This window comes from Caballeronia sp. NCF2, from assembly GCF_023631205.1.
Lineage (GTDB): Bacteria > Pseudomonadota > Gammaproteobacteria > Burkholderiales > Burkholderiaceae > Caballeronia > Caballeronia zhejiangensis.
Genome location: NZ_JALQDN010000088.1, coordinates 1 through 15,787 on the forward strand (window position 1 = coordinate 1; position 15,787 = coordinate 15,787).

At 58.9% G+C, this 15,787-nt stretch carries 15 protein-coding genes and 4 pseudogenes; 12 read left to right on the top strand and 7 right to left on the bottom strand.

Annotation, left to right across the window (positions count from 1 at the left end):
- The coding region (locus NCS02_RS32845; protein ID WP_250523620.1) for a response regulator at nt 1-363 on the top strand (363 nt) is incomplete at its 5' end.
- A 44-nt stretch (nt 364-407) separates the two neighbouring features.
- On the opposite strand, the pseudogene NCS02_RS32850 reads toward NCS02_RS32845, so the two are convergent.
- Nucleotides 408-626 (bottom strand): annotated as a pseudogene (locus NCS02_RS32850) (methyl-accepting chemotaxis protein); the annotation flags it as partial.
- A 90-nt stretch (nt 627-716) separates the two neighbouring features.
- Between NCS02_RS32850 and pyp the strand changes: the two are divergent.
- The 5 genes from pyp (at nt 717) to NCS02_RS32875 (ending at nt 6,168) form a co-directional block, all read left to right on the top strand.
- Complete coding sequence (gene pyp / locus NCS02_RS32855) at nt 717-1,094, top strand: photoactive yellow protein (protein WP_239294591.1); 378 nt, start codon at nt 717-719, stop codon at nt 1,092-1,094.
- Between the two features lie 2 nt (nt 1,095-1,096).
- A complete protein-coding gene (gene pcl, locus NCS02_RS32860; RefSeq protein ID WP_308196623.1) occupies nt 1,097-2,329 on the top strand; it encodes a 4-coumarate--CoA ligase in 1,233 nt (410 codons plus the stop codon).
- Nucleotides 2,330-2,555: 226 nt separating this feature from the next.
- On the top strand, nt 2,556-2,945 hold the full coding sequence (locus tag NCS02_RS32865; protein ID WP_239294589.1) for a phosphonate transporter: 390 nt from the start codon (nt 2,556-2,558) through the stop codon (nt 2,943-2,945).
- Between the two features lie 5 nt (nt 2,946-2,950).
- On the top strand, nt 2,951-4,222 hold the full coding sequence (locus tag NCS02_RS32870) for a sensor domain-containing diguanylate cyclase (protein WP_250523621.1): 1,272 nt from the start codon (nt 2,951-2,953) through the stop codon (nt 4,220-4,222).
- Nucleotides 4,223-4,278: 56 nt separating this feature from the next.
- Complete coding sequence (locus tag NCS02_RS32875; RefSeq protein WP_239294587.1) at nt 4,279-6,168, top strand: putative bifunctional diguanylate cyclase/phosphodiesterase; 1,890 nt, start codon at nt 4,279-4,281, stop codon at nt 6,166-6,168.
- A 110-nt stretch (nt 6,169-6,278) separates the two neighbouring features.
- Here NCS02_RS32875 and NCS02_RS32880 read toward each other — a convergent pair.
- Nucleotides 6,279-6,623, bottom strand: a pseudogene (locus NCS02_RS32880) (IS5 family transposase); the annotation flags it as partial.
- A 55-nt stretch (nt 6,624-6,678) separates the two neighbouring features.
- Nucleotides 6,679-7,896 (bottom strand): annotated as a pseudogene (locus NCS02_RS32885) (chemotaxis protein CheB); the annotation flags it as partial.
- Nucleotides 7,897-8,972: 1,076 nt separating this feature from the next.
- Between NCS02_RS32885 and NCS02_RS32890 the strand changes: the two are divergent.
- A complete protein-coding gene (locus NCS02_RS32890) occupies nt 8,973-9,314 on the top strand; it encodes a hypothetical protein (protein WP_239294821.1) in 342 nt (113 codons plus the stop codon).
- On the opposite strand, the gene NCS02_RS32895 is transcribed toward NCS02_RS32890, so the two are convergent.
- Nucleotides 9,207-9,494, bottom strand: a complete 288-nt coding sequence (locus tag NCS02_RS32895; RefSeq protein ID WP_239294799.1) for a hypothetical protein — start codon at nt 9,492-9,494, stop codon at nt 9,207-9,209. The two genes, NCS02_RS32890 and NCS02_RS32895, sit on opposite strands and share 108 nt — an antisense overlap.
- Before the next feature lie 128 nt (nt 9,495-9,622).
- Nucleotides 9,623-9,820 carry a hypothetical protein gene (locus NCS02_RS32900; protein ID WP_239294586.1) on the bottom strand — a complete coding sequence of 66 codons (198 nt, stop codon included), beginning with the start codon at nt 9,818-9,820 and terminating at the stop codon, nt 9,623-9,625.
- Nucleotides 9,821-10,372: 552 nt separating this feature from the next.
- On the opposite strand from NCS02_RS32900, the gene NCS02_RS32905 reads away from it, so the two are divergent.
- The 5 genes from NCS02_RS32905 to NCS02_RS32925 all read left to right on the top strand — a co-directional run bounded on the left by NCS02_RS32905 (nt 10,373) and on the right by NCS02_RS32925 (nt 15,073).
- Nucleotides 10,373-10,654 (top strand): hypothetical protein, encoded by a 282-nt coding sequence (locus NCS02_RS32905; protein WP_239294585.1) that lies wholly within the window; start codon nt 10,373-10,375, stop codon nt 10,652-10,654.
- Nucleotides 10,655-10,786: 132 nt separating this feature from the next.
- Complete coding sequence (locus NCS02_RS32910) at nt 10,787-11,020, top strand: hypothetical protein (RefSeq protein WP_239294584.1); 234 nt, start codon at nt 10,787-10,789, stop codon at nt 11,018-11,020.
- Nucleotides 11,021-11,093: 73 nt separating this feature from the next.
- Nucleotides 11,094-13,043 carry an RNA polymerase sigma factor RpoD gene (gene rpoD / locus NCS02_RS32915; RefSeq protein WP_250508242.1) on the top strand — a complete coding sequence of 650 codons (1,950 nt, stop codon included), beginning with the start codon at nt 11,094-11,096 and terminating at the stop codon, nt 13,041-13,043.
- Nucleotides 13,044-13,715: 672 nt separating this feature from the next.
- Nucleotides 13,716-13,955: a hypothetical protein gene (locus tag NCS02_RS32920; protein WP_239294582.1), complete on the top strand. Its 240-nt coding sequence runs from the start codon at nt 13,716-13,718 to the stop codon at nt 13,953-13,955.
- Between the two features lie 116 nt (nt 13,956-14,071).
- Nucleotides 14,072-15,073 (top strand): S1 family peptidase, encoded by a 1,002-nt coding sequence (locus NCS02_RS32925; RefSeq protein ID WP_308196622.1) that lies wholly within the window; start codon nt 14,072-14,074, stop codon nt 15,071-15,073.
- 122 nt (nt 15,074-15,195) lie between these two features.
- Here the strand turns inward: NCS02_RS32925 and NCS02_RS32930 are convergent, their stop codons facing one another.
- Both NCS02_RS32930 and NCS02_RS32935 read right to left on the bottom strand, forming a co-directional pair.
- Complete coding sequence (locus NCS02_RS32930) at nt 15,196-15,486, bottom strand: alcohol dehydrogenase catalytic domain-containing protein (protein WP_250508243.1); 291 nt, start codon at nt 15,484-15,486, stop codon at nt 15,196-15,198.
- 11 nt (nt 15,487-15,497) lie between these two features.
- Nucleotides 15,498-15,787: pseudogene (locus NCS02_RS32935) on the bottom strand (SRPBCC family protein); the annotation flags it as partial.

Sequence of the window (15,787 nt, forward strand, 5' to 3'; positions counted from 1 at the left end):
CCTCGCATCGAGTGCCACACAGAACACTTTAGTACGTGGTCGGCATCATTCAATGAATTTTTAACTCAGGACACTAGCATCGGGTATGACGTCGTGCCGGCAAGCAGTGCCTCGGAGGCGGTGGAAATCCTCCGGGAGCGCCGAGATATTGACGTTGTCGTCAGCGATATATCGATGTCTCACGGCATGAACGGGATCGAGCTTGCAAGTCTGGTGCGTTCAGACTATCCGCAAATCAGGGTAGTCCTCACTTCAGGTTACTCGCCGCCGTGGCTTCGTGACGCGCAGAACCGGCTGAGCGACGTGCTGTTCGTACCTAAGCCCTATCGCCTAGCGGACCTCGCAAAGGCGCTGCGAGCGTAAACGGACGATCTCAGCGATGGCCGTAGGAGCAGGCCGAGGACTCCATCCATCTGGCTGACGGCGACGTTGACCCGCTCGATACCCGTGCTTTGCATCATTGGATGCCGAGGCGATGTCGCCCATGATGTCGGTCACGCGTTTGACCGAGCGCACGAGCTCATCCACCGTCTTGTCTGCGTCGAGCACGAGCGACGACCCCGCGTTCACACGTTCCACCGAGCTGCTGATCAAGTCTTGATCCCCTTCGCAGCAGTAGCGCTGCGCAACCCTCATGTACTGGGATTTTTCGCCGTTAACGGACCTATGCCACACAGCAGTCAAATGTGGAATGAAACTCTCAACGGGAAGGCTTTATGGAAATCGTTGCTTTTGGCAAGAATGATATCGAAAACGTACTGGGAAGAATGAACTCGGTGCAACTCGATGGGCTGTCGTTTGGGGCAATAGAAGTGGATTCGACGGGGAAAATCCTGAAATACAATGCCACGGAAGGTGCGATCACCGGCCGCGACCCCAAGAGTGTGGTGGGCAAAAATTTTTTTCTCGTCGTGGCTCCGTGTACTAACCGTCCGGAGTTCAGGGGCGTCTTCGACGCGGGAGTGAAAAACGGGGATCTCAACACACTGTTCGAATACGTCTTTGACCATGACATGGTCCCGACCAAGGTGAAAGTTCACATGAAGAAGGCCATCTTGGGCGATACCTACTGGATCTTCGTGAAACGGATCTGAAAGTGAATGCTTCGCCGCAGTCCCCCGCCAAAGAATGGTATGAAGCGCCCCGCGCGTTGGCGCGATTTCTCGCAGACGCAATCGCGGACGAGTTACAGATGCTCCGGCCCGGGGGCGCCGCGCTTGAAAGGCCCCCTTGGTCGCTTGATCTGGCAATCGGAGAAGACGGACTCGGCCTCGACTCAATCGAACGGCTTGCGGTAGCTTCTGTCCTATCAGAGATGCTTCAATTGCATGAGAGCGGACTTGAAGATTTGCTATTAACGCGCCGTTATTTCGGCGAATGGGTAGAGGTCGCCGCAAGAAGTTTGCGGTATCACAGTTCTCAGCTGGTTTTTCGGACCTCAGGCTCGACCGGCCAGCCCAAACCCTGTATGCACGCCCTGGCAGACCTGCAGCAGGAGGTGGAGTATCTTTTTGAGGCTCTGGCAGGAACACGACGCGTGCTCGCGGCCGTGCCAGCACATCACATCTACGGCTTTCTGTTCACCGTGCTTTTGCCGTGGCGGTTGGATGGCATCGAGGTCGTCGACGTACGGCACGTTACTCCGCCTGCATTGCCGCGCATGATGGCATCGGGCGACCTCCTAGTCAGCCATCCGGCGCACTTGGCGCTACTTACTCGTTTCACAGGCCCACTTCCTCGGGGCATATCGGCGCTGACATCGACTGCCCCATGCCCACTAGAACTCGCGCGAGCCCTCACCGCCGAAGGGGCATTCGACCGCCTGCTGGAAATCTATGGGAGCTCGGAAACGGCTGGCGTTGGCGTGCGCGAGGCTCCTGCGTCGGCTTTTCAGTTGATGCCTTTTTGGACTAGAGATGCCGCGGACGCCGCTCGACTCGTCCGCCGTGCACAAGACGGTGCTGAAAGAAGCGTGGCGCTGCAAGACCAGGTGCAATGGGTAACCGAGCGTGGCTTCACGGTTCGTGGTCGACTCGACGACGCCGTACAGGTGGCGGGCACTAACGTCTTTCCGGCGCGCGTGCGGGGTGTGCTGTTGCAGCACCCTCAGGTCAATGATGCTGCAGTCCGTTTAATGGCCCCGGGCGAGGGTGCGCGACTGAAGGCATTCATTGTTCCAGCAGCGGGTGTCGACGTTAAACGGCTTGCAAGTGAGTTGGAGCGGTGGACAGCGGCACGACTTTCCGCTCCCGAGCGACCGAAAGGTTTTACGTTTGGTGAACGACTTCCCGTCAGTGACTGCGGCAAGCTCTCGACCTGGTCCGTGTAGGCGACAATACAAAAGCACGAGGACGCGGCACCGCACCCGATAGGCGCTGCATCTCCCAAGTCTCGCAAGCCGTCAACGAACTTGAACGCCGGCAAACGTTTGGGTCGAAGCTCTCGCCGCAACTGGAATGTTCCTGCAAACGCCTCGAACGGATAACCGATAAAGAATTCCAAGCTGCTGCCGTTAAAGCTTGCGAACGACGATCCCTTCACATGAGACAAGAATAATGGCTAGCCAGTCTACTTTTACGCATACGTTCGACTCTGTGCTAATCGACGACCTCGTCGCAGCCGGTGAGCTCGGGCTTGATAAACTCGGATTCGGCGTTATCGGTTTCGATACGGCCTACGCCGTGACTCACTACAACGCTGTCGAGTCATCGAGCGCTGGACTGAGTCCAAACCGCGTTCTCGGCAGGCATCTGTTCGAAGAAGTGGCGCCGTGCATGAACAACTTCATGGTGGCGCAACGGTTCGAGGATGAGATTGAATTGGACGAAGTGCTGCCGTACGTTCTGACCCTGCGCATGAGGCCGACGCCAGTACAACTCAGACTGGTGAAGTCCAGTCGCAGCGAAACCCGTTTTCTGCTCGTTCAACGTCAGGGCGACAAGTGAACGTCATGGCCACCGTCGACGGCTCATGCGAAGCGGAGCATGAGGCGCTGCTATCGTTCATGTACATGTCGCCCATCGGCATCATTCGTAGTGGTTTGAATGGGGACGTGGACATGCTCAACCCGGTCGCCGTCCAGCTGCTTATGCCGGTTGCCGGCCGCATGGGCGTCGGTAACGTCTTCGAGAGTCTGACGAACGTCGCACCGGAGTTGCGCAACCTCGTGTCGAGCTTCTCAGCCGAGCGGGGCCGGGTTTGTGAGGGCCATCGAATCGTGATCGCGCCAAGCGCCGATCGTCCGACGGTACTGTCATGCAACATCGTCAAGGTCAACAGTAGTACCCTGATGATGACGCTCTCCGACATATCCCGTCAGGTCGAAGCTGAACGACGCGCGAGACAGCATGAATCGTGGCTCGCGGGGATCTATACGAGCGTCAACGATTTCACGTTCTTCACGCTCGACTCCGCTGGCCGTATCGACAGCTGGAACGGGTCCGTAGAGCAGTTGACAGGCTTCCGCGCCGATGAGGTGCTCGGCCATACCCTCGATCTGTTCTACGCTCCCGAAACTGTCGATCCCTATTGCAGCCCGGAGCACATTTCGCTGACGCGTGAAGAGGGTTGGCACGTCCAGGAACGCTGGTGCGAAAGCAAGCAGGGCCGCCGCTATGCCGCGCAGATCCTGATTGCCGTTTTGCGAGAAGACAATGGCGAGATCGCCGGATACTCGGTGGTTATACGCGACGTGTCTGAACGCACGATATCGACCGACGAACTTACTCGCCTGCTGACGACCGACCACTTGACCGGCGCTGTCAATCGCGCGCATTTTTTCAAGCTCGCCGAGAAGGAACTTGCCAGAACAAGGCGATTGGGCAAGCCCCTGTCTTTCGTGATGATGGATGCTGACCACTTCAAGCGAATCAACGACACCGCCGGGCATCAAACGGGAGACCTTGTTCTGACGCAGATTGTTCAAGGAGCAAAGGCGAACCTGCGGTCAATCGACGTGATGGCCCGCCTTGGGGGTGAAGAGTTTTGCTTGATGCTGCCGGGAACCTCTCGCGAAGAGGCGCTTGTCGTCGCGGAGCGTGTGCGGGCGACGATCGCGGACGCTGAGATCGACACAGGCACGTGCCGGATACGGGTGACGGTGAGCGCGGGCATTGCCTCGGTAACTGAAGCGACCTCTTGCGTGAACGACTTGCTCGCCGTAGCGGACAAAGCACTGTATGCCGCTAAAACGGCCGGTCGGAACTGCGTGAAACTTGGTTAAGGGCAAGAACTTGTCCGTCCGGTCGTCGAGGAACCTGAGAAGCTCGACGGATGAGAATGACTAAAAATCAATACAACAGCGTGGCGGTGTCACGCCCTAGACCACAAGGTAGCCTGACATCGCCCGCCCAGACAGGCGATGAAGCGCTTTGCGAGCAAGCCGTGGAACGGGCTAACGAGCCCCCAGCCGACTCCGTCTCCGCCAACGAAGCACTGATGGAGTTTTTGTATCGAGCGCCGATAGGGCTTTTACAGATCTCCCCACTCGGGATGATCGAGATGATCAACCCGATGTCGGCACGGCTGCTGATGCCACTGTCACCGAATGGCAACCTCGTCAACCTGTTCGACGTACTGGAGACTATCGCGCCGCAATTTCGGCAAATGGTCCAGGAATACAAGGCGCCTGCGGGATCAGTTTGCGATGCAGTACGCATCAAAGTTCCGCGTTCGTACAAAGCCAACCTTTCCCCGCAGGTCTTGTCGGTGAGTCTGCTCAAGCTCGACGAGAATCACCTGATGGCCATGGTGAGCGATGTAACGCTAGAGGCACAGCGTGAGCAGTCTGTACTGGATAAGAAGCTTGGCGAGGCAGCACGCCTGGACAAGCTGACCATGATGCCGAACCGCACTTCGATATGCGAGTTCATCCAGAGCAGCATGCAACATCGGGCACGGGGTCGGGATCAGCGTCACCCTTTCAGCGTCCTGTTCATCAATTGCGATCGCTTCAAGCAGATCAACGACTCCCTCGGTCACTCCGCGGGCGACGAAGTCCTGGCAGAGGTCGCCAATCGGCTAATGACGACCATGCGTCTAACCGATTCGCGGAACCGCCAACATGGCAGCGGCCTGCTGGCCGGTCGGCTCGGAGGCGACGAGTTCGTCGTGGTGGTCGGCGAGCCACGATCCGAGGCAGACGTTTTCTCGATTGCGGATCGGCTACTCGGTGAATTGGGTAAGCCATACCGGATCGGCGGCCAACAGTTGCACCTGAGCGTCAGCATCGGGATCGTCCGCGCGGCGACGTCCAGCGCGCACCCCGATGCGATACTGCAAGACGCGAGTATCGCAATGGTGGAGGCTAAACGGCGCGGCGGAGCCCGGTATGTGAGTTTCGAACCTTCCATGCATGAGCGCGCGGCGCGTCGAGCGCAGATGGAGAATGATCTGCGTCGTGCAATCGTCAACCATGAACTGTTCGTCGTTTATCAACCGGTCGTCATGCTGGGGCCGACCGTCGATCGCTGGTCTTTCCCGCCACATGCCGCTGCTGTTGAAGCATTGGTACGGTGGCGCCACCCGAGTAGGGGCGTCGTGCCGCCGGCGGAATTCATCGGCGTAGCGGAGGAATGTGGCGCCATCGGCGCGTTGGGCGAATTCGTATTGGACAACGCGTGCCGTCAGTTCGTCGCATGGAAAGAAGACCTGGGGCGGCTCGCACCCCGTCTACTAGCGGTCAACCTGTCTCGTGCCCAACTGACCGATGAAGGACTTGTCGCCTACGTTTCTCGTACGCTGCACGACAGCGGCATGGACCCTGCCGAGCTGCAACTCGAAGTAACAGAGAGCCTGGCGGCTCAGGATGAATCCGTCCAGGCCACGTTGCGAAAGCTCCAGTTGCTTGGACTGACCTTGGCGCTTGACGACTTCGGGACGGGCTATTCTTCGCTGTCGAGCCTGCACCAGCTGCCCGTGGCAACCGTCAAGATCGACCGATCGTTTGTCAGCCAGGCCGTGCAGAGCGCGCATCACCGGGTACTGATTGAAGCAACCGTCCGTGTGGCGGCCAGCCTCAACATGAACACCGTTGCTGAGGGAGTCGAAAGCGAGGCGCAGGCATCCGTAGTTCGCTCGCTTGGCTGCGCGAAAGGCCAGGGCTATTTCTTCAGCAAGCCACTTTTACCGGAGAGTCTTGTCGACTGGTTGAGGAGCAATGATAGCTGACCCGATCTCGCCCGCGCACTACGGTGACACGGTACCATTCGACCGGGCCGCGCGCCCGAAGGTGCCGTGACGCTCGTCTAGCCGTAGTCATGCTGCATGACGCGCGAGCGGAGCAAATGGGCTCGCGACACATCCGACACGTTGGCCGCTGTGCCAGCTACGCTGTGGACCAAGCCCGAATCGGCGTCCACGCCAACGTGGGCTTTCATCCCAAAGTGCCATTCGTTCCCCTTCTTCGTTTGGTGCATCGCCGGGTCACGGCTCTTCCCGGCGTTCTTGGTCGACGGTGGCGCTTCGATGATCGTGGCATCAACCAGCGTGCCTTCCTTCATCATCAGTCCACGCTCGCACAGCGAGATACCGATCTCGTCGAACAGCTTCCTTGTCAGAGCGTGCTCGATCAGCAGGCGCCGGAATTTGAGCAGCGTGGTCGCATCCGGCACGTTCTCGACTGAGCAGATTTCGGCAAGTGACAAGATCCAGACCGGAAAGTGGCGGATCGGAAATAAGATCCTGCGGCACGAACACCAGTTTTTCACGTAGGGACCGTTTGACTCGGAACGCACCATCGACCTCGTAGAAGTGCCGGCTTTGCTGTGCCTCGGAAAGCCCGCCTAGCGACTCCTTGCGGAATACGCCACGACTGGCCCGCGCGACCAACTCTGGCGCCGCGTCGGTTGCGAAAAGTTGAAAGTCGCTCGACTGTTCTCTTACGCGCGAGATGTCGTCAAGAAGCATCGCGACCGAATACGCCTCCTCCCCGGTCGCGCAGGCCGTCGTCCAAACTCGAATTGAACGCCGGCCCTGTGTCTGGAATAGGAGCGGTTCGAGCACGTCATGACGCAGGGTCTCCCAGGCATCAGCATCACGGAAGAATTCCGTCACATGTAACGGGATGTTGCGCACCAACGCTTCCAGTTCAATCAGGTCATCTTCGAGGAGGAAAGCGTAATCATCGAATCGCCACACCTTTCGCACATCCATGCGCTGCTGAATGCGCCAAAGCAACGGAGACGGCTTGTAGCCGCTCAAGTCAAAGCCCGCGTGCATGCGGACCAGGGAGATGATGCGATGGAGTGATGCGGACACGTCGTCGGCGTGAGTAGCTGACACCGGGGCCGAGTAGCCGGGACCGGTGCAGGCCACTAGCTGCTGGCCAATGGCACCGACAGGCAGAATGTGGTGGTGGATGCCTCGACGAATGACCGCGTTCGGCATGCCGTCATGCAAAGCGGTGAGCGGATCTTGAACGATGACCACGCCCCCGGCTTGCCGGATGCGCACGGCGCCAGCCGTACCGTCCATGCCCGTTCCCGATAGGATGACGGCGATTGAAGGCGTCTGCTCTCGCAGAGCCAAGCTCTCGAGAAAAGAATCAATCATGTCAATGCCGGGGCGTCGCAACCCGCCTTGCGCCGGTCTCGTTGCAAAAACGCCGTCTTCGAGCGTCAGAACGTGCTCCGGCGATGGAAAATACACACAGTTGGCCTCGGGGCGCTCTCCGGCCGTCGCAACTCTGACCGGAAGGTGAGTGCACTTCGCGATTAAGGCCGGGAGGCCACTGGGCGATCCGGCGGGCAGGTGCTGCAAAACGACAATTGCAAACGGGACCGAGGCCGGAAGTCCCCTAAACAGCTTCTGCAGGGCCGTGATGCCGCCGGCAGATGCACCGACCGCGACGATCGGCACGTCGGCCGCGGCCTCGTTTGACGTCGGCAAATCGTCCATAGCCAGCTCCTCTCACACCTGTTGATCCTAAGCCACTTCCGGGCGATCTGCCGCGCGTTGGGGCGGTCGTCGAAACGGTCATTTAGCTCGCCTGAGACTTATCGGGAGCCAACTCTCAGCCGCCCTGCTTCTGTTACGTGAAGTTGCCGCTCCGTTGTCGCAACCGATTCATGCCCGAGCCACAACGCGATGACCGAGCGACGAACGCCTTTTGCAGAAGGTCCATGGCCATGATGTGTCTCAAACAGTGGACGGTGACCCGTATCTGCTTCAACGACGGTCAGACCTCACAGGCCGTCTTGCGGTGCTTGTTTAGCAGGTACTGCACACCATGGACCCTGAGGCGTTCACCCCCGCGCGCTGAAACAGAACCATGCCGCCACCACGTCGTGGTTCTCGCAACTACGCTTTCAATACGGGGCGTGTGCATCTCGCGATGGGTGTGCACTGATCTGGCTCTTTAGCGCGCTTGCGCGCGTTCGCGATACCGTGCGTTACAGTGGCGGTCGGTGCGGTCCGCAACGATGTTGCTGCGCCCGCGCCGTGAGTCGTTAAGGAGCGCCTTTCGGCATCTGACGCCCGCGAACTGCGGGCGCTTGCTTTTTTAACCCCTGCGCACGTCGTGGCTTTCAGGGTGAGTCCGATGCACAAACATCTTCAGGTTCCATCTGCCAGGCGCTCAATGCGTACATGACGCAAGACCTCCGCTTGTCGTGGCCGGGTGACGCACTCGTCAATCAAAAAACGTTTCCTTAGATCTTGCTGCATGGCCGCCTGGACAGCGGACCGTGCGCTTCGCGGGCTGACCCCGATCGGGAGGACGAGCGCTGCACCTACCGGCAGGGCAATTAATTGAGTGTAGAGTGAGAGCATCGCATTTCCATCCGCTTCTGCCACGTGGTCGGCACGCGCCAATCGTTCCCGACGGAAGCCAGCCGTCTTGCAAGCTCACATGCAGCGCGCCCAAAATTGTTGTGACCTTCCAGAGTGGCACAGAGTATTGGGCACACTTTCCCGGCGGCCGGCGTATTCATCGTTCAGATCCCGCGGGCCTTTGCGTTAGGAAATGCCTGAAGATGCTCATCGCTCAGCAGCCGGACCCCCTCAGCGTTACCGGCGACACGAACGGCGGACGACGAGGCGGCGAAGCGTTCGCAGGTGTGCTGCAGGCAAATTTTCTCGTCGCCGAACGTGCAGGCGGCGTCGCTAACGCGAGCCCATGGCGCTTGCTTTTCACGCTCGAGTTCGCCGTCGCCATGAGCGCCAGGCGGGCAGACGTATATGGTATGGAGAGCTCGAGAGATGTGAAGCTACAGGTCGCTCACATCCGCACCGTCGATCTTTCCATCGACAATGTCCTCGCCTCGCTGCCATGCGGCACGCCGTGCAGCGCCGAAGTCCGAAATGGCGGCCGTTAGCGCCAAGCGAAAGACGCGGCTTGCGCCGCCCGCGCCCGCAGGCTCCAGGCGGCATACCCGTACGGCAACATCGTACCCCTCGGCGTAGCGGGAATGCCGGTCGAACCGATCGAATGTACGCTCAAAGATAAGGGGCTGTAGTTCGAAGCCCTTGTAGATGCGAGGCGGTAAGGCTGACATGATCTTCTCCAAGGGCGCTTCTCACTATACGCTTGAATTCGGGCCTGCAACCGGATTTTCCACACGTGGTCCTTCTCGGTTGCCTCCGCGGGCGTTGACTATCCGCAGTTGTCAACCCAGTTGCGGGCTCAGCGGGACGAGTGCCGGATTGCCTCAGGCTCGCTGGCGAAATAGTCAAGCGAAAAGAAGCGGTATTGCGGACCGGCGCGACCCGGCCGCAACCGTTCTAACAGAAGGTTCGACGAGAAAGCACCGTCGGGCAGGCGGTGCGCAGATGGATGAATGGCGTAACCGCGGTAGTGATGATGGGGAGAGTGGGTCTGCATTTTCTGACTTGTACGGACGAGTACGTGCCGCCCCAGGTGCAGGGTTCCGCATCCGATCGTGCGCATCTTTGCGACCGAAGGCGTCTTAGGAGCGCGTCCTCGGAGGATTGTGAAACGCTGGTGAGCGGGAGACATGCCCCGCGTGAGGTCATGCGATGAGTCCTGGCGTCCAAATTCAGGACGCCAGGGAAACAGTGCTTACAGCGGCTTGATATTTGTCGCCTGCAGACCCTTCGGCCTACGCGTCGTTTCGTAGCTCACTTTCTTCCCACGCAGGGACGGTACGTCGGTCAGCGAGGCCAACACCCTGGGTCCAATTGCGGGACGTCATCGCCGCATAAAATTTCGCTATACAAAATTTTCAAACCGCGTACGATGGGTGTTCTAGGCACCAGCGAACAAGTCGACGATATCCTTCAGCGTCAGGCAGCGGCATGTCAAGGGAATCAGTCTTAGATCGGAGACCGTGCAATGCGGTCAATTTAGTCAGCATTGCCGATATTGCTTCATACACCTTTCTTATCTGTCGCATAAGCGGCGGGAGTATATTCAATGACAGTCGAGATCCGCTTCTATCGTGGTTTGGAAATCTATCCGCTCGTCTTTGCGCATCGGGCCATCGGAGCCAAGCAGGGGCACAGTCAAGACGACGAATTTGATGCTGCCGTGCGCATTCAGGAACCACCTGCCGCGATGGGCATCTCACGCGGTCGCGTTTTTAGAGTAAGTCCTCACGAGCCGTTTCACAGCGCCGGCGACGCCCGCCGCGCATCGATTGCTTACGCCGAGCAGATGATTGACACGTGTCCGAAGGCAAGGACGTTCCTTGACTAAAAATCCGCGTACGCGTTCCTACATCAAAGTCTACGCAAAACGACAGTGCGAGGCCGGTGATGCGGATCGAGCGTTGTCCCAGCGAACAGAAGCCGTGATTTTCAGAGTCGCGGCGATCAGACAGGAGCCAATATGCAAGCCGACACTTACAACTTTCGCATCGATCCGACGCCACGACGGGCCGACGGGGAGTACATGGCTCATGCGCGCATCAGTACCGCCAATAACGATGGCAGCGAGACGGACTTCTGCGTGAGCGGCGACCTTGCCGGTTTCGAGCGCCGTGACGAAGCCATTGTGTTCGGGAAGAATTGGGCGCAGGAATGGCTTCAAGTTCGTTTTGGTGAAGCGACCTCCGTAGGTTGAACGCCGACTTCGTCTGCGCCCGTCGCGCCTCCCGTTAGCGTTCGCGCATTGGAACGCCTGTTGCGAAGAGAAAATGCCCGATTCCCATCGAAAAGAAGCAACTGAAGATGCGCAGCCCGACGCCCGACGTGTTCGCGTCGTCGCACTCAAAAAGGGCACACTGGCCGCCGCGGCTGGTCCGCGTGCTGCTGCTGACTCGCTGCGACCAGAACGGCAGGAAGGCCAAGACGACCATCAACGGGCAATACGCGCCTTGGTCAGTGCAGGCAAGAATCAAGGCTTTGTCACGCATGCGCAAATCAATGATCATTTGCCGAGCGACCTTGCGCAACTGACCGTGCTCGAAGATATTTCGAACGCCTTCCACGAAATGGGCATCGCCGTCTACGAACATGCGCCCAGCACCGAAACGCTGCTGCTCGACGACACTGTCGCGCCGGTCACCGTTGACGATCAGTTGGAGGAGGACGCCGAAGTCGCGCTTTCCGCTGTCGATGGCGAATTAGGCCGAACAATCGATCCAGTGCGCATGTACATGCGCGAGATGGGCGCGAAGCAGTTGCTGACGCGCACGGCCGAGCTTCAAATTGCGCGGCGTATCGAAGATCATTTGAATGAGATGATTCAGGCAATTGCGGCCTGTCCCCCTATCATCTCGATGATCCTCGCCAGCGCTCAGCAGGTCGAAGAGGGCAAGCTGAATATTGATGAGTTGGTAGACGGTATCGATGACGAGCGTATGCCTGCAGCGACGGCGTTCGATGAATCACCGTGTGGCTATGGCGAAAGTGACCTTAACGCCGACGCCGAGGCGAACCGGTTGCGGCTGACGCGACTCAGGAGCGACGGGCTCGCACTTTTTGCGCGGGTGGGCGAATGTGTTGATGTGTTGCGCGAAGCGAGGACTGACGATGCTCCGGATACTGGCGACACTATTCGAAGCGAACTCGCCCGCGTGCGCTTCACGGCTCGCACAGTCGGTCGTGCTTGCAAGGAAATGCAACATCTGCTCGCACAAGTGCGTCGAATCGAGCGGCGAATAGCCAACGTTGTGATCGACCGCTGCGGCATGCCGCGTGAGCAGTTCGTTGCATCGTTTGCAGGCCACGAGACTGATCTCGACTGGGCCACTAGAACGGCTGGGAAATCGCGCGATTACGGTTCTTCGCTAGAACGCAATCTGGCCGCGATTCAGGTCGAGCAGTATCGAATGATCGATCTTGAAAGGCGTGCGGCCATGCCGATACAGCGAGTGAAGCAAAGCTGCCGGCAAATGCTTGCGGCTGAAACCCGCATGCTGTGTGCGAAGAACGAAATGATCGAAGCAAATCTGCGCCTCGTGATTTCGATCGCCAAGAAGCATATGAACCGTGGCGTACCTTTCCTAGACCTGATTCAGGAGGGCAACATCGGTTTGATGAAGGCCGTCGACAAATTCGAGTACAGGCGCGGCTGGAAATTCTCGACGTATGCAACCTGGTGGGTGCGCCAAGCGGTCACGCGTGCGGTCGCCGACCAAGCGCGCACCATCCGCATACCAGTGGATATGGTCGAGACAATCAACAAGCTCAACCGAATTTCGAATGAAGTTCGACAGCACACTGGCAAGCCTGCGCTGCTCGCGGTCCTCGCCGAGCGCATGGAGTTGCCCGAGGCACGAATTCAGAGCATTCAAAAGATGGCGATGCACTTGATCTCGCTTGAAACACCGGCGAGCGTCGACGTTGACGCGACGCTTGGCGAGCTGATTGAAGATTCGGAGGCGGAAACGCCGCTGCAGGCCACTGTCCGCACCAGCTTGCGGGCCGCGGTCGATGATGCGTTGAGCACGCTTTCGCCACGCGAGGCGACCGTGCTGCGCATGCGCTTCGGCATCGATGTGCCCACCGAATTCACGCTTGCAGAACTAGGCACGCACCTTGGCGTGTCGCGCGAACGCATCCGGCAGATCGAAAGCCGGGCCATTCGCAAGTTGATGCATCCTCGCCGCGCAGATAAGCTCCGTTCGTTTCTCGATCGCTAAATATTCGCAGCGTCAGCGCACCGCTGCGTTCTGGTGATGATTGAACGGGCGGTTGCGAACTGAGCGGGGTCATCGATTTTTTCCCCGGCTTTCGTTGCCACGCTGGACTGGGACGAGATGATGGAGCACAACGCCCATCAGCACGGAGGTGAGAGGCGCACATCTTCGCAAGATCTGCCGTTTGCGATTGGTGACGAATCATTCTGAATCCAGATGGAATAGTCTGGTCATTCGTGCCTATCGACTATCCGAACCCCTTGAACGCGTTGCGCAAGGGAAGCACGGCGCTCTCCGGGTCTGTGTACGCAGTCGCGATACCACCGGTTGCTTCTGCCGGCCTGCGAGCATAAAGCGACGGCGGATCGGGCGAAACATTGCGCGTTCGAGTCGCGGCGGTTGATGCGGGGCGCCAGGCTGCTATTCAACTCGAGGAAACATGCGTGAATGGATTTCGAAACCTAACTATAAGAGAGCCCGGTTGGTGTTGCGATGATCTTACGTCGCTCAAAGGGGGCAAAAAATTCGGGTGGAGGAGCGGTATTGATGGTACGAAGCATCGAGCGTGTTGCTGCAGCGGGTGCAGCACTTCTGCCGCGTATCTGTCTATAGTCGAACTGCCACATATCACACATTCCTGAAAAGAGGCGTGTGATCCTTCCTGAGGAGCGCCTCATGTATCGCATCATTCAGTATCGCGGTTTTGAAATTCATATCACTTTGGCCGTTTCCTCGGAAGACCTGTATGACGTGAGCTTCCAGATTAAGGGCGCCACCAATCTTGGTGTGCTTGGACAAGGCGGCCGCCGAGTTGTACTCCGTAGCGGCCCGTTCACACGGCGCTGGGCTTATCTCATCGCTGAGTGCGCCGGCCAAGCGGCAATCGACGTGCTCCTTGGCCCGGAAACCGAATAGCAACGATCGTCCCGATCGGATCGACTTCGCACGCAATAAGCCAACAAGCGCTGTTGCCTGAACCGTATCCCCTTTCAACGATGATCGCTCGAGAGCCCGACAGCGGGCACCCACTCATGAAAAAGGACTCCATCGAACTATATGCAAGCCCCAATGGCGACAGATGGCTGTTGCGTATCGGAGCGGACGAGCAACCGGTGGTCCGTCATGTTCCAAATCTCGCGTCGGGCGGCGCTGCGTCGGATATCGCGGTGGCACGCTTTCTCGCCTTGGAACCAGCGACGCCGCAGCGCGACGCTATGCTTCAACTGATTAAGCAGCTCGTTCCTAACTGCCCGGATTCGTGTCGACGGTCGTCAGTTGAACGCGGGACGCTGAGGCCCGCCGCTGAAGCACTTCTTCTCACAGCGGCCCGTATCCGGACGTTCGCACAAGATCTGCATCTCACGAATGCTAGCGGTTTTTTTTTCGGTCGCGATGGACGGCTTTTTCTCGTGACGAGTCGTCACGTTGTTAGGGACGAGCCCAGCAAACATTTGCCAGATCGGCTAGAGATAGAACTGCACATCGATCGCGAGAATCTCGGCGCTTCGATGTGGTTCTCTGTACCGCTATTCGCGGACGGCACGGCCCTATGGCGACAAGGCTCAGATGACGGCGGCGAGATCGACGTTGCCGTGTTAGAGCTTCAGAGCGATCGACTGCCGCGGACGGCGATATTCGACGCGTTTGGCCCCGAGCATCTGCCCAAGGCAGACGGTGTGACACCAATTGGCGCTTCCGTGCTGATAGTTGGATTCCCCTTGGGCTTCCACGATTCGCTGCATCACCTGCCTGTCGTGAGGCAAGGCGTGATAGCTTCGGCGTTCGGTCTGCGCTTCCAGGGCAGAGGATGCTTCATCACCGATGCGCGAACGCATCGAGGCACGAGCGGCGCACCGGTCGTGATGAGCAAACTTTTCAACGACGTCGCAGGGGAGAGCTTAGATCTACCATGGGTGCTGTTAGGTATCCATTCGTCGACCATCGATATGGGTGCCCGGAATGTCCAAATCGACGAGACGCTCGGTCTGAATAGTGCCTGGTATTCCGACGTTCTATTGACGCTAACCAGCTAACGCCTTGGCGTTACCCATATATTTCGAGCAGATAGTACACGCGACCCGTGCACACGGCTTTGCGTCATGTCACTGCGCCGACTTCCCCTTGCTTGCTTGAAGTCTTCAAGAAGTCCGAGAAATCAGACGGCGAGTTGAAGCTGAAAGTCGGCTGAGCGGTGAACCACGACGCGGTCGCCCTTCGCGAGCCGCTTCACCTCGGGGCCGATCTGCTCGATCACGCCCATGAACTCGTGGCCGATGACATCGCCGGACTTCATCGTCGGGATGTAGCCGTCGATGAAGTGAAGATCCGAGCCGCAGGTCGTCGACAGACTGACGCGCAGGATGGCGTCGCGAGGATTGACGATCTCCGGGTCTTTCACAGTCCCGACGCGCAGGTCGTTTGCCCCGTTCCAGTACAGTGCTCGCATGCTCACTCTCCTTAACGCGCGGTTGCGCGAGCAGCGGGCTGCCGCTCAGTGGTAGGAATCTCGCCGGTTTCGACGAGGCTCTTGAAGCGCCGCAGCGCGTTGTCCGCGAAAAGATTCAGCGGCGTGGTCCCGAGGAGTTGCAGCAGGCCTTCGCCGAGAGCGCCGCCGGGCGGGTCGAACCGGACGTGCAGCGTCGCCACGGTGCCGCGGTCGTTCGGGGCGGCGTCGAAGCGGACGGATCCCTCGTTCGGAATGGCGGCGCCAGGCAGCGAGCGCCAGCCGACGCCTCCGCCGGGGCCGT

Bases quoted from the DNA above. Each gene is read 5' to 3' on its own strand.
- NCS02_RS32905 (WP_239294585.1), top strand. From the start codon at position 10,373: ATGACAGTCGAGATCCGCTTCTATCGTGGTTTGGAAATCTATCCGCTC.
- NCS02_RS32900 (WP_239294586.1), bottom strand. From the start codon at position 9,820: ATGCAGACCCACTCTCCCCATCATCACTACCGCGGTTACGCCATTCAT.
- NCS02_RS32875 (WP_239294587.1), top strand. From the start codon at position 4,279: ATGACTAAAAATCAATACAACAGCGTGGCGGTGTCACGCCCTAGACCA.
- NCS02_RS32925 (WP_308196622.1), top strand. From the start codon at position 14,072: ATGAAAAAGGACTCCATCGAACTATATGCAAGCCCCAATGGCGACAGA.
- NCS02_RS32920 (WP_239294582.1), top strand. From the start codon at position 13,716: ATGTATCGCATCATTCAGTATCGCGGTTTTGAAATTCATATCACTTTG.
- NCS02_RS32870 (WP_250523621.1), top strand. From the start codon at position 2,951: ATGGCCACCGTCGACGGCTCATGCGAAGCGGAGCATGAGGCGCTGCTA.
- NCS02_RS32930 (WP_250508243.1), bottom strand. From the start codon at position 15,486: ATGCGAGCACTGTACTGGAACGGGGCAAACGACCTGCGCGTCGGGACT.
- NCS02_RS32865 (WP_239294589.1), top strand. From the start codon at position 2,556: ATGGCTAGCCAGTCTACTTTTACGCATACGTTCGACTCTGTGCTAATC.
- pyp (WP_239294591.1), top strand. From the start codon at position 717: ATGGAAATCGTTGCTTTTGGCAAGAATGATATCGAAAACGTACTGGGA.
- rpoD (WP_250508242.1), top strand. From the start codon at position 11,094: ATGCCCGATTCCCATCGAAAAGAAGCAACTGAAGATGCGCAGCCCGAC.
- NCS02_RS32890 (WP_239294821.1), top strand. From the start codon at position 8,973: ATGCTCATCGCTCAGCAGCCGGACCCCCTCAGCGTTACCGGCGACACG.
- NCS02_RS32895 (WP_239294799.1), bottom strand. From the start codon at position 9,494: ATGTCAGCCTTACCGCCTCGCATCTACAAGGGCTTCGAACTACAGCCC.
- NCS02_RS32910 (WP_239294584.1), top strand. From the start codon at position 10,787: ATGCAAGCCGACACTTACAACTTTCGCATCGATCCGACGCCACGACGG.